Genomic DNA, 13,358 nt, shown 5'->3' with positions numbered 1-13,358 from the left:
AGCATCAATCACGAATCTGATCGGCGAGAAACTCGATAAAAGTTTGATTGGCACGGGACAAATACCCGCCTTTGCGCCACGCCAGCGATAAGTCCAGCAGGACAGGTTGAGAAAACGGCCGAGCAACCAGTGCTGGTTCATCCCGAATAACCATTTGCAGGAGGGTCGAAATACCAAAGCCCTGTTTAACAATCTGTTTGATCAAGGGAATAAGGTTGGTTTCGAAACCGATATGTGGCTGTAAACCTGTCTCTAGCAACAGACGGTTGATTACTTCACGATGAAAGTAACCCTCTTTAAACAGTACCAGTTCCTGGGCAAAAAAATCTTCCGGTGTGATGCTCTTACAAGCCGCAAGCGGATGATCATCTGCCATCACTACCATCATTTCCTCATGTAAAAATGGGCAGAGTTCCAGCTCGTTGGTGGGTGAGTCTTCAACAATCACGCCTATATCGATTTCGCCACTGAGTAACATCTGCTGTAGCTTGCGGGTGCCTGCTTCAATGACAGAAATTTGCAGGTCTGGGTAACGGTGGCGAAAGGCCATCAGAATAGGGGGGAAATAATAAGATCCTAACATGCCGGGAATACCGATGCGCACTTCGCCACGCTTCAATCCACTCAGTTCCTGCATAGCCTGCTCGGCTTCATCTGCGGCCATCAAAACCCGTCGTGCGTGCATCAACAGCTCCCGGCCTTCGTCGGTTAGGCTGATTTGACGGTCATGGCGATGGAACAGTGAGATGGACAGGGTCTGCTCCAGTTTCTGGATGGCCATGCTGACAGCCGGTTGAGCCAGATTCAGTTGCTCAGCCGCCGCCGTAAAGCTGCTTAGTTCGGCTACTCGGACGAAATAGCGTAGGTGTTTTAGATTCATTATCAATTTCTCTTATCGTACTTATCATTAGTATATATTTTTATGATGCTTTTGCCACTGCTAAGCTAGCCTTAGGTTAATACAGGTAAGCAGCATGATCGAAACCACCAGCCCACAATTCTGGCGAGCCACTTTGGCTTTGTGTCTCGCCTCCTTTATCACCTTTGCCAATCTGCATGGTATGCAGCCGTTATTGCCGATGCTGGCCGACAGTCTTGATCGAACAGAGTTGGAGATTAGCCACGCCTATACTATTGCCACTTTGGTGCTTGGTCTGTCGTTACTGGTATATGGGCCAGTATCGGACGTACTCGGTCGACGTGGCATCTTGCTACTAACCCTGGCAGGTGTTGCGCTGACAACCCTGGGGCTGGGATTTGTCGATAACTATCATTCGTTGTTTTGGTTGCGTGCCTTGCAAGGTTTTTTTCTGGCTGGGGTGCCCGCCGTGGCCATTGCTTATATGGGCGATGAGTTCAGTCGTCCTGCACTAATGACGGCGGTTGGGCTTTACATTGCCAGTAATTCACTTGGGGGAGTGACCGGAAGGTTACTAGCCGGAGCCGTAGGTGATTGGTTGGGCTGGTCTGAAGTGTTTCTGTTATTGGGTGTATTCAGTACTCTGGGTTTGTTGTTGGTGATTCGATTGTTGCCGCCATCCAGTCACTTTAGTCCCGTGGCGTTCCGGCCGCAGCGCATGTTGCTGGATCTGTTGGGGCATCTTCGCAACCCGGTGTTGTTTATTGCCTATCTGATTGGTGGGCTGAACTTTCTGATCTTTTTGAATCAATATACCTATATTACCTTTGTGCTGGCGGCAGAGCCTTTTAACCTTTCGGCTACCTGGATCGGGTTGTTATTTATGACCTATCTGACGGGTACTTTTGGTTCGCTGATCTCCGGGCGTTTGAGTCGACGTTTTTCAGCACCCCTGTGCATGGCTCTCGGCATAGTTGTACTCATGCTGGGTACACTACTGACACTGGCTGGTACCTTACCTGCCATCATTTGCGGCTTCTTTATTAACAGTTTTGGTTTCTTTTTAACCCATTCTGTTGCCAGTAGCTGGGTCAGTCAGCATGCCGTCAAAGCACGGGCCAGTGCATCGGCACTGTATCTGGTGTTTTATTATGTCGGCGCCAGTGTTGGTGGCTTTTATCTGCATCCTTTCTGGCAACTGGCGGGATGGAGCGGCATTGTCGTTGGCTCACTATTGATCTTTTTGATCACCCTGAGTTGTGCGATGATACTGCTTTATTGGCAGCGTTCAGGGCGGGTTTCGGCTTTAGCTGGATGAAAAAATACTCAGGAGAATCCATGGATTATCAGCATCAGTTTATTGAAGGACACACTAATCTGCCAGTCGGTAAGGTGGTCTGTATAGGACGTAATTATGTCGAGCATGCCAAGGAGTTGAATAATCCAGTTCCGGATGAGCCACTGCTGTTTATTAAGCCCTCTACGGCAATTACTCCCTTGTCTCAGTCGATTGTCTTGCCGCAGGATCGAGGCGGTTTGCACTATGAAACAGAGTTGGCAATTCTGATTGGTGAACGATTAACGCGGGCCAGCGAAGCTGATGCTGTCAAGGCTATAGCCGGAGTGGGTTTGGCGCTGGACCTGACTCTGCGTGATTTGCAGTCGGCCCTCAAGGCGAAAGGCTTGCCCTGGGAAAAGGCCAAGGCATTTGATGGCAGCTGTAGCTTATCCCCCTTTGTGGTTCCAACGGGTCTCGATTTGACGCAGTTGGAGTTGTCCTTGTGGATTAATGACCAGTTGCGTCAGCAGGGAAATACAGCACAGATGTTACTGCCTGTTACTGCCTTGCTGGCTTATATCAGTGAGTGGTTTACGTTGTTGCCCGGCGATGTAGTCTTAACCGGAACACCAGCCGGAGTGGGAGAATTGCACGCGGGTGATAAGCTGTGCTTACAGTTAGGTCAGCTAGTCAAAGCTGAAACGCGGGTGGTTAAATAAACTAAACGACAAAACATTACTAATTGTATGGAAACAAAAGATTAACAGCTGCCTTTAAAACTGCTATGGTGCGTTTTAAAAATGCCGGAGTGGAACGTTGGGGCAGCTGAAAACAACGCATTTACAGCAAAAAATTGTACGCTTTGTAGCCGTTGGTATCCTGCTGACCGGTTTGTTGCTGAGTGCGGTCGCGGTGTTTCAGATCTATTACGAAACCCAACGTGTGACTGAGCAGTTGACCTCTGCCATTAGTGCCAGTTTGCCGCAAAATGTTCCCCTACCCAAAAGTGATCTAACCCTTTCTGCCTATCGGGTTCTGGCAAGTTCTATCATGATGACGCTAGCCATACTGGTGGCTGGGACCTGTTTAATCACCTACAAAATTCGTCCTCTACTGCGACAGCTGGATCAGTACAATCAACAGCAGCAGCTTTCCGAACAGCGTATTCATTACCTTGTACATCATGACCAACTGACGGGGCTGCCTAACTGGTCACAGCTTTACGACAGCCTGTGTGAGCGTATGAGTGAGGTGGCGCAACAACAAGATCAGCAATTGGCGGTTTTGTTCATTAATCTGAGTCGTTTCAAGGTGGTGAATGAAAGCCTGGGCCATGATGCAGGTAACCAGGTGTTGATGCTGATGGCTGACCGTCTTAAGCAGTTAGCGCGACCAGATGATTTGCTGGCGCGGGCTGGTGGTGATGAGTTCCTGCTGTGTGTCAAAGTCACTCAGAGCGAGCCACCGATAGAGGTATTAGCGCAGCAGATACTGGATAGCCTGAAACAGCCTTTTGAGCTGGAGGGCAAAACTATTTACTTGGAAGCCACCGTAGGTATCAGTCTATTTCCGGATAATGGTGTTCATGCTGATGCGCTGCTGCGTCATGCCGATGCCGCCCTGACACGTGCCCGACGTCTGGGGCAGGGTCGCTATCAGTTCTACGAAGCCGATATGAGTGAGCAAAATCGCGAAAAGTTTGAGTTGGAAACGGATCTGCGAGGTGCACTGGAGCGTGAAGAGTTCGAAGTCTACTATCAACCTCAGATTGATCTGCAAAGTCATTGTATTTCTGGTGCCGAAGCGCTGATCCGCTGGAATCACCCCACACGGGGGCGAGTCTCACCAGATCAGTTTATCCCTATAGCTGAAGAAACCGGGCTGATTCATGCCATAGGTCATTGGGTGCTCGAAGAATCATGCCGTCAGGCACGTATCTGGCAGGAGGAAGGGCACTTTTTGAAAGTATCCGTTAACCTGTCGGCACTGCAACTGAACAGTGGCGATATTGTTAATGTCGTTCGTACAGTGTTGGAACAGACTGGGCTGGAGTCGCGCTGGCTGGAGTTGGAGTTGACCGAGAGTTATCTGTTTGAGAATTTTATCCGCAGTGCGCGGGTATTGAAGCGCCTGCGTTTGTTAGGTGTGACTTTGGCATTGGATGATTTTGGTACCGGCTACTCTTCACTCAGTTACTTGCGTCGTTTAACCCTGCATCGTCTGAAAATTGACCGTAGCTTTGTTAAGGGTTTGCCGGGTGATCCGGGAGACCTTGCAATCGTTAATACCATTATTGCCATGTCGAAAAGCCTCGGACTGGAAGTGGTGGCTGAAGGGGTGGAAACCGCTGAACAACGTCAAAGTCTGGCAAAGCTGGGCTGTCATACTTATCAGGGTTACCTCTATGCAGCACCTGAGTCGGCTTTCGCCTTCCGTACCCGACTTTCTGATTTTAAACTTGCGAAGCAGTACTAAAGTACTGCTTTTTTGATGCTGATGCAGAATAGCCACATAGCAATCTGACCCGCTAGTATCAAGGCTTCTAAACGTGATTGCTTCAGTCACACCTATAAAAACAAGAGGCTCTATCATGATATACGCACAGCCTGGGCAGGAAGGTGCCCTTATCTCTGTAAAACCCCGCTATGAAAACTTTATTGGTGGCCAATGGGTGGCCCCAGTTAAGGGTCAGTACTTTAAAAACATTTCTCCTGTAACCGGGGAAGCCTTCTGCGAAATCCCTCGCTCTAGCGCAGAAGACATTGAATTAGCCCTGGATGCCGCACACGCCGCAAAAGCCGCGTGGGGAAAAACCTCAGTTACTGAACGTTCCAATATGCTGCTGAAGATTGCTGACCGTCTGGAGCAGAATCTTGAAAAGATTGCCGTGGCAGAAACCTGGGACAATGGTAAAGCCGTTCGTGAAACTCTGAATGCCGATGTACCCCTGGCCGTGGATCACTTTCGCTACTTTGCTGGCGCGATTCGTGCGCAGGAAGGCTCTATCGGTGAGATAGATCACAATACCGTCGCCTACCATTTCCACGAACCCCTGGGCGTAGTGGGACAGATTATCCCCTGGAATTTTCCGCTGTTGATGGCGGCCTGGAAACTCGCTCCGGCGCTTGCCAGTGGTAACTGTATTCTACTCAAACCCGCCGAGCAGACACCCTGGTCAATCCTGGTGGTGATGGAGCTGATTGCAGATCTGCTACCACCTGGGGTGCTGAATGTGGTCAATGGCTATGGTGCCGAAGCCGGTCAGGCGCTGGCTACCAGTAAGCGCATTGCCAAGATCGCCTTCACCGGCTCAACGCCAGTGGGCTCACATATTCTTAAGTGTGCAGCCGAAAACATTATTCCATCTACTGTTGAGCTGGGCGGCAAGTCACCCAATATCTTCTTTAAAGATGTGATGGATTTTGAAGACAATTATCTGAGCAAATGTATCGAAGGTGTTGTGCTGGCGTTCTTCAATCAGGGTGAGGTCTGTACCTGTCCATCACGCTTGTTGGTACAGGAAGATATTTACGATGAGTTCATCGCTAAAGTCATTGAACGCACCAAGATGATCAAACGCGGCAATCCATTGGATACTGATGTGATGGTGGGTGCACAAGCCTCGGAAGAGCAGTTTAAAAAGATCATGGGTTACTTTGATATTGGCCGTGAAGAAGGTGCTGAAATTCTGATCGGCGGTGATAAGGAACAACTGGACTCCAGTCTGAACCAAGGCTTCTATATCCAGCCAACCCTGATCAAGGGACATAACAAAATGCGCGTGTTCCAGGAGGAGATCTTTGGCCCGGTTGTGTCAGTGACCACCTTTAAAGATGAAGCGGAAGCTCTGGAGATAGCCAATGACTCGGAGTTCGGTCTAGGTGCTGGTCTGTGGACCCGTGATATGAACCGTGCTTACCGTATGGGACGGGGTATCGAAGCAGGTCGAGTATGGACCAACTGCTACCATCATTATCCAGCACATGCGGCCTTCGGTGGTTATAAAAAATCCGGAGTGGGGCGTGAAAACCACAAGATGATGCTTGATCATTATCAGCAGACCAAAAATATGCTGGTGAGTTATGATACCAATCCGATGGGATTTTTCTGATCTGAGATTTGTGTAAACCGCTATACTTACAGCGCCTGCCGGTTACCACCGCCAGGCGCTTTTGTTTACAGGAAGCCAGCTATGTTAGATCCGCTCGCAAAACTACCGGTATTGACTGCCATGTCAGATGCCACCGATGTCGTCCTCGCAGCTGAAACGCTAGCGGCGGCCTTGTGTCATGCTGAGCTGGAATGTGTGGTGTTTTTTTGCTCAGCCGAATATCCCTTGCCGGAATTGGCCATTGCTCTGAATAGTGCTTTTGGTGATACACCGCTGGTTGGTTGTACCACCGCCGGAGAGATTACCCCACGTGGTTATGACCGGGGCAGCATCGTCGCATTGGGTTTTGATCGTCGCTGGTTCAGTATCGAGACTGCATTGATCGAAGCTTTGGATGACTTCAGTTTGCTCCAGGCGCAGCAGCAAGTTGATCAGTTGATCAGCCACATACACCAGCGGCAAGGGGTGGTTCAACCGGGTCGTTTTTTTGCCATGACACTACTTGATGGCTTGTCGAGTCAGGAAGAGCTGGTATTAGTGGCACTGGATTCAGCGCTGGGGAGCATTGCGCATTTTGGAGGCTCAGCAGGTGATGATATCCAATTGGCCGGAACACATGTTTTTGTAAACGGGGCATTTCATACTCAGGCGGCGGCACTAACATTGGTGCGTACCTCGCTGGATTTTGAGGTATTCACCACCCATCATATGCAAAGCCTGGCGCATAAACTGGTGGTAACTGCCGCTGATCCAGATAGCCGCTGTGTCTATGAGCTGAACGCTGAACCTGCTGCACAGGTGTATGCTGATATGCTGGGCCTGCATCCGCAGCAGCTCAATCCGAATGTGTTTGCACTGCATCCGCTGGCGGTGAAGCTGGGGCATGAATATTACGTACGCTCGATCCAGAAGGTTAATCCAGACTTAAGCCTGACCTTCTATTGTGCGGTAGGTAATGGCATGGTGCTGACGGCGATGCAACCTCAGCCCATTCTGCCGGATCTGGAAAAACGTTTTGCTGCTATAGAAAGCCGTATTGGAAAACCACTGATCACACTGGGTTGTGATTGCTTTCTGCGCCGTCTTGAAACCGAGCATCTGGACAGTCTAGACGAGGCATCCAGCTTTTTCCGTCACCATCGTGTAATTGGTTTCAATACCTACGGTGAGCATTTTGATGGTGTGCATATTAATCAAACCTTCACTGGAGTCGTCATTGGCGAGGCAGAAAACTGATGGACGATAGCACACAGCCAGATCAGCATGAGCTACACAGCTTACGGCTTGAAAATCAGCGCCTGAGAAAAATTAATGCGGCACTGATTGAACGCGTAGAGGCTGGTAGTGCATTTAATGCAGCGCCTTATGCGGCTTTTGAGCATTCGGCTGCCCTGGCCGAGCAGGTGCGGGAGCGTACCGAAGCGCTTTCGGTGGCCATGGCTGAGCTGCGGCAAACTAATCAGGCACTCATGCAGGCTAATATTTCACGCACCAAGTTTTTGGCGGCCGTCAGTCATGATTTGTTACAGCCTCTGAATGCAGCTCGCCTGTTTACCGGTGCCTTGCTGGAGCGGCCTTTGTCCGAAGAACTGGAGCCTCTGGCAAATGCTATTCACCGTTCGCTGCAAGATGTCGATAGTCTGTTGGGCACACTAGTGGATATGTCTCGGCTGGATGCTGGTGTAATCAAACCGGATATCAGTGTATTTCCGTTATCTGATCTGCTGGACAATCTGGCAACAGAGTTTCACCAGATCTGTGAAGCCGAGGGGCTGTATTTTGACTATGTCAGGAGTTCGACGGTCGTTTCAACCGATCTGGTGCTGCTGGCACGGATACTGAGAAATTTTCTTACCAATGCGGTGCGCTATACCCCGGCAGGTGGTCGAGTATTGCTGGGGTGTCGCCGACGCGCCGGGGGCGTGCAAATACAAGTTGCAGATACAGGTTTTGGTATTCCGGCTAATAAATTGGATGAGATTTTTTTGGAGTTTCAGCGGATTAAACCCAATCCTGCGCTGCAGGATCGTGGTCTGGGTTTGGGACTGGCAATAGTAGACAAAATTGCCAGTATGCTCGAACACCCAGTGGCCGTCAGTTCTGAAGAAGGTAAAGGATCAGTGTTTGCTGTGTTACTGCCACTATCGCAGTTTGAGTACCAGCCGTATTTACCTGACCGGCACCAAAGCAGTGATCAGCAGGTGTTGCAGGGCAGTCGTATCTGGGTGCTGGATAACGATCCCGCTATCTGTACGGCAATGCAGTCTCTATTACAAGGCTGGGGTTGTCAGGTACAAACGGCCGAGAGCAGTGCTGTGTTGCAGAACTATTTCGCTTCAGAGCCGCAGGGGCCTGATTTGTTGATTGCGGACTACCATCTGAATGAGCCAGACTCAGGCCTCACATTGGTAGAGAAATTACTACAGCAGTATGTGGCCAGTTCGGCTGTACTGATGATTACGGCAAACCATACCAGTGTACTGCGTCAACATGTTCGCAATGCCGGCTATCGAATGTTGAATAAACCGGTTAAGCCATTGAAGCTGAAAGTTACTATTGCGCACCTGCTTAGACAGGCAATGGATGTCAGCGACGTATGATAGTTGAAAAATCCAGGTCGTTGGCCGCCAGAATAGCCTGTACGCGGTTGTTGACGCCCAGCTTTGCCAGAATTGCAGATACATGGGCCTTGACGGTGGTCTCAGCAATGTTCAGGTGAGTGGCTATCTGCTTATTGGATTCACCCTTGACCATGCGTTCTAATACTAACAGTTGTCGGCGGGTCAGACTGAATAGCAACTCCATCGACAGGCTTGGACGGGTTTGCGTGGTGGGTAACGGAGTTTCCTGAGTTTTGCGCATGATACTGGCTGGTAGATAAACTTCACCCTGAAGAATCTGCTGTAACGCCGTAGCCATCTCATCACGTGCCGCTGATTTGGCAATAAAACCCGCTGCACCCTGATTAAGTGCCTTCAGAACCGTTTGTTTGTCTTCCTCAGCCGAGATGATCACCACTGGAATAGTCGGTGCTTCACGACGTAGCGCTGATAATCCGTCCAGACCATGCATGCCGGGCATATTGATATCCAGCAGGATTAAATCCATATCTTCGTGTGCCTGGGCTAATACCAGTGCATCGTCCAGAGTGCCAGCTTCGATGATTTCCGGATTGGTTAGCGCCGCGCTTATGACATTGATCAGCGCTTCTCTGAACAAGGGATGATCATCTGCAATCAGTAGTTTAATCACGTACCGCATCCTTTTTTATGCAGTACTTTACACTAATTTCACTGTATGAGGCTAAAAAAATAGGAGAGGAATGGCTTGCCAGGTAAAGGCTGCGTAGCACCTATTGGCTGGTAAACTACGCAGTTGGGTGCATTAGGACATGGAGTAGAGTTCAGTGCTAAAGTCTGGATATCCCTGTTCTAAACGTTCAGCCAGTGCCGTACCGGCAGGCGTAATAAAAATACCCCGAGACTTACCGGCTGCTATTTTCAGATAGCCTTTGTCTTGCAACACCAGCATGTGTTGAAAAAACGCATTGTATTCCAGTTCACTGAACTGGTTTCTGAGTGTTAGCATCACCGGTGGAAAAACGCCGTTGCGTTTACCCAGTCGCTTCAGTGCAATCAGAATGTTCATTTCTATCGTGCTGATCATAGGTAATCACCCGTATAATTGATCAAAGTATAACCAATTATATACGACTTATGTTGCAGTGCAACATATTTTTGCCTTTTCTGACAAAAATACTCGGATAAGAAGGGGTTTAGACTTTAGTTGGGTATTGTAACGTGTTTTTAATCGGAGTTTTACCCCTTCTCTGATTGTTGAGGGTAGAATAAATAGCAATATTAAATGTTGATAAAAGGCATATTGATGATTTTTTTATGGATTAAGCTGTTACATATTGTGGCTATGACCAGTTGGATGGCAGGTATTTTTTATTTGCCACGCATCTATGTGCATTATGTAGAGGGACGTGTTGTTGGTCAGGATGTTGCGCGGCTGGAAATTATGGCCCGTAAGTTGTTTGGCTTTATGACGCTGATGGCGTTGCTGACACTGATTTTTGGTTTATGGCTGTGGTTGGGTTATGGTTTTCGTGGTGGCTGGGTGCATGCAAAACTCCTGTTTGTTGGTTTTTTGATTGGATACCATGGGTGGTGTTTCAGTTATCTTAAGCGCATGCAGGCGGGTAAGCTGACCCAGAGTGGTCGCTATTTCCGTTTATTCAATGAGCTGCCGTTGTTGATATTTATACCGATTCTTTATTTTGTGTTGATGAAGCCATTCTAGAGCCAGGGTCTGGATGCTGTCGGATGATCCGGTTGCGTCCGGAAGCTTTTGCCAGGTAGAGGCGTTCATCAGCCAGCAGTAACAGGCGATCCGGGCGGGTTTCTCCTGGTATAGGGATTTCTGAGGCTACTCCGATACTGAGTGTAATCCACTCACTGCAACTGGAATAGGCATGTGGTAGTTGAAGTTTGGCAATATTTTCCTGCAGTCGGCATGCCAGTTTGTAGGCTCCTTGCAAATCTGTTCCTGGAAGAATGCAGACAAATTCCTCACCGCCATAGCGCGCTACCAGGTCATCTGGTCTGGTTACAGTTGTCAGCATAGTGCTGGCAACCTGCTGCAAGCACTCATCCCCCGCGGCATGACCATAGTTATCATTAAAGGGTTTGAAAAAATCGATATCCATAAAAATCAATGCCACTGGCTGTTGTTGTTCTAGTGCCTCTTGCCATAGTTGTTCCAGTTGGGTGTCGAAGTGACGACGGTTTGCCAAGCCGGTTAGTCCATCAATGCTTGATAGTGTATGCAGGTGATCACGTTGATCCAGGCCTGTTTGAAAGGCTTTCAACAGGTTATCAAGTCCTTTGACCAGATGGTCTAGTTCATCGCCTTTATTGTATTTCAGATATGGCCTATGCCATTTGCCGGGCTTTTCCGGATTGATGGTTTGCAGAGCATTGTAAACGCGTAGTAATGGGCCAGTGATTAAAAAGGCGAAAACCCAGACTACTAATAATACAATACCCAGGGTCTTCAGCAGGCTGAGTGTAAAGATCAACAGGCTGCGTTGAGTAAAGTTCTGACCTAATGTCTGCAGGGCAAGTGTCAGTTCCAGTTCTCCTACCAGTCGCCCTGCATCACCCGATTGGACACGATACTCAAGAGCTTGTTGGTAGCTAAGGATGTCTCCAAATAGATATTTGTAGAGAGGATTTGCTATCTCTTCAGCTTCGCCAAGGCTGTACATAACCCGGCCAAAATCATCTCGTAGCTCTACTTTGGCTAGAGTTTCACCGGAGTACAGGCCGGTAACTACCTGTTCGGCCAGCTCCGGATTCAGCTGAAAGGCCGCTTCAGCAGCAGTAGCCTCTACCAACTTGAGCATTTGTCGGGTTTGATTCTGTACTTCGCCGCGCATGCTGCGTGTATCTATGATCAGCTCAATGGAGCCAGCAATGAAACTGAGCGTTAGCCCTGCCAATAGTGTAGCCAGTGCCTGTTTCGTGGTCAGGCTGCGACGACGGGATACGCCCCTTGGGCGCTTGTAAGGCTGTTCATCCTTGAGGCTCACTCACTTATCTCTCTGTTCTGGGTTGGCGTTAGTAGTTCACCTTGCTCTTTCAGGATTGTTTCCAGGGTAGTTTGTATGCGTTGCTGTAGCCGAGGTGGGAGTGACTTATGGCAGGCCAGGTAGAGGGGGACTTCATTAAACACAAATAACCTCTTCAGTGCAGTCCCTTGCCGCTCGGCCAAGTAGTTAGCCGAGGCGACACCTGTGATCCAGACATCAATCAGATCAGTGTTCAGGCGGTCCAGGTTTTCACTATCTGTGGTTGCTAGAATCAAGTTGTGACCTTGGTTTTGAACATACTCCCCTACGGCATCCTCACGAAAACTACCGATACGTAATCCGGTCAGGTCATCCAGATTACTTGCTTCAAGGGGAGAGGAGGCCAATGAGAAAGCACCCCACTGGTTGCTTAATAAGGGCCCAATCCAGGCAAACTGGGCTTCTCGTTCGGGGGTGCGCGTGGTTGAGTAGACGCAGGTATTTTCAAGCATCTGGGCTTCGGTCAGTGAGCGAGCCCAAGGTAATAACTGAAACTCGGCCACAAACCCGCTACGTTGCAATAGGTGTCTAAGCAGTTGAGTTGCTGTACCCCGGATTTCGCCCTGCTCGTTGATGTAGTTATAGGGCGGGTACTCTTCCGTGACCAGCCTGAGTCGTGGCAGTTCTCCTTTGGCTTCGTCCACGGCGGCTTGCAGTTGAGCTGTCAGGCTAGGGTCTGTATCAATATTAAGGGCAAAATACAGAGAGGCCTCACTAAGGGTATAAACCGCTTCAAACGCTTGGCGTTCGTAACCCTGAGTATCCATCAGCCAAAAAGCAACATCTTCACCGTAAGCCCAGAGGTCGACACGATCGGCGTCGAGCATCGCCAGTGCGCTGGTATTGCTAATCGCTGTGTGGATGCGAGCCGGATCTACGCCCAGTTCCTGCAATCGTTGAGCGCCGATGTCTTCATGTATGACGGCAATTCGCAGGTCAGACTGATTCAGTGCATCAATACTATCAATTTGAATGGCTTTGGCTTTGCGTGCCATCAGTACTACACGGGCAGCCGAAATGGGGCCTACCCATTGAAACAACGTTTCGCGCGCATCTGTACGGGTGGTAGAGAAAAGTACGCTATTGGGTGTGTTGAGCACAGTTTCATAGCCGCGAGCCCAGGGCAGCAGTTCTATGCTGTTTCGGTCCAGTTGCCTGTCATCGAGTTCGAATGCTCGCTCCAGAAGTTCTACAGCAATGCCATGTAGCTTGCCGTTTTCAGCATAGTTGTAGGGAGGGTACTCTTCCGTTATGAATCTGAGTTGATCCAAGCCAGCTTGTGCGTATGCTGGCAGAGCATGCATCAGAACCAGTAGAAACAACCAGTTGCGCATAGGCTATCCATACCTGTGTCAATGAACCTAGTTATAAATGGCGTAATTGTTGTCGTTACGGCGGCGTTTTAGTGTGTAGGTATTGTTTAGAAAATACACAATGATGCTCAGATATACAAGCACTTCTGTTAGGTGGGACG

General features: G+C 49.3%; 12 protein-coding genes. 7 read left to right on the top strand and 5 right to left on the bottom strand.

The window, feature by feature from the left end:
• Nucleotides 1–4 precede the first annotated feature (4 nt).
• Nucleotides 5–880 (bottom strand): LysR family transcriptional regulator, encoded by an 876-nt coding sequence (locus ACN0R1_RS15025; RefSeq protein ID WP_417584283.1) that lies wholly within the window; start codon nt 878–880, stop codon nt 5–7.
• A gap of 94 nt (nt 881–974) precedes the next feature.
• On the opposite strand from ACN0R1_RS15025, the gene ACN0R1_RS15020 reads away from it, so the two are divergent.
• From ACN0R1_RS15020 to ACN0R1_RS14995, 6 genes are all read left to right on the top strand, one after another.
• Nucleotides 975–2,177, top strand: a complete 1,203-nt coding sequence (locus tag ACN0R1_RS15020) for an MFS transporter (RefSeq protein ID WP_417584281.1) — start codon at nt 975–977, stop codon at nt 2,175–2,177.
• A 20-nt stretch (nt 2,178–2,197) separates the two neighbouring features.
• Nucleotides 2,198–2,857, top strand: coding sequence for a fumarylacetoacetate hydrolase family protein (locus ACN0R1_RS15015; protein ID WP_417584279.1), 660 nt, complete (start codon nt 2,198–2,200; stop codon nt 2,855–2,857).
• Nucleotides 2,858–2,954: 97 nt separating this feature from the next.
• A complete protein-coding gene (locus ACN0R1_RS15010; RefSeq protein WP_417584277.1) occupies nt 2,955–4,613 on the top strand; it encodes a putative bifunctional diguanylate cyclase/phosphodiesterase in 1,659 nt (552 codons plus the stop codon).
• 115 nt (nt 4,614–4,728) lie between these two features.
• Nucleotides 4,729–6,249: an aldehyde dehydrogenase family protein gene (locus tag ACN0R1_RS15005; protein ID WP_417584275.1), complete on the top strand. Its 1,521-nt coding sequence runs from the start codon at nt 4,729–4,731 to the stop codon at nt 6,247–6,249.
• An 81-nt stretch (nt 6,250–6,330) separates the two neighbouring features.
• Nucleotides 6,331–7,485, top strand: coding sequence for a nitric oxide-sensing protein NosP (gene nosP / locus ACN0R1_RS15000; RefSeq protein ID WP_417584273.1), 1,155 nt, complete (start codon nt 6,331–6,333; stop codon nt 7,483–7,485).
• The gene (locus tag ACN0R1_RS14995; RefSeq protein ID WP_417584271.1) at nt 7,485–8,849 is read left to right on the top strand and encodes a NahK/ErcS family hybrid sensor histidine kinase/response regulator; all 1,365 of its coding nucleotides are present in this window, start codon (nt 7,485–7,487) and stop codon (nt 8,847–8,849) included. Before nosP ends, ACN0R1_RS14995 begins: the two co-directional genes overlap by 1 nt.
• Here the strand turns inward: ACN0R1_RS14995 and ACN0R1_RS14990 are convergent.
• Both ACN0R1_RS14990 and ACN0R1_RS14985 read right to left on the bottom strand, forming a co-directional pair.
• Nucleotides 8,836–9,501 (bottom strand): response regulator, encoded by a 666-nt coding sequence (locus ACN0R1_RS14990; protein WP_417584269.1) that lies wholly within the window; start codon nt 9,499–9,501, stop codon nt 8,836–8,838. The two genes, ACN0R1_RS14995 and ACN0R1_RS14990, sit on opposite strands and share 14 nt — an antisense overlap.
• Before the next feature lie 132 nt (nt 9,502–9,633).
• Entirely contained in the window at nt 9,634–9,915 is a 282-nt protein-coding gene (locus ACN0R1_RS14985) for a hypothetical protein (protein WP_417584267.1), read from the bottom strand.
• A gap of 198 nt (nt 9,916–10,113) precedes the next feature.
• Here ACN0R1_RS14985 and ACN0R1_RS14980 point away from each other — a divergent pair, with 198 nt between their 5' ends.
• Nucleotides 10,114–10,554 (top strand): CopD family protein, encoded by a 441-nt coding sequence (locus tag ACN0R1_RS14980; RefSeq protein WP_417584265.1) that lies wholly within the window; start codon nt 10,114–10,116, stop codon nt 10,552–10,554.
• Here the strand turns inward: ACN0R1_RS14980 and ACN0R1_RS14975 are convergent.
• Nucleotides 10,514–11,845, bottom strand: a complete 1,332-nt coding sequence (locus tag ACN0R1_RS14975) for a diguanylate cyclase domain-containing protein (RefSeq protein ID WP_417584263.1) — start codon at nt 11,843–11,845, stop codon at nt 10,514–10,516. The genes ACN0R1_RS14980 and ACN0R1_RS14975 overlap by 41 nt on opposite strands.
• Complete coding sequence (locus ACN0R1_RS14970) at nt 11,842–13,218, bottom strand: substrate-binding periplasmic protein (protein WP_417584261.1); 1,377 nt, start codon at nt 13,216–13,218, stop codon at nt 11,842–11,844. The genes ACN0R1_RS14975 and ACN0R1_RS14970 overlap by 4 nt, the downstream gene beginning before the upstream one ends.
• Nucleotides 13,219–13,358 lie beyond the last annotated feature (140 nt).

The organism is Nitrincola sp., from assembly GCF_048264025.1.
GTDB lineage: Bacteria > Pseudomonadota > Gammaproteobacteria > Pseudomonadales > Balneatricaceae > Nitrincola.
This window is presented reverse-complemented; position numbering and strand designations above follow the sequence as displayed.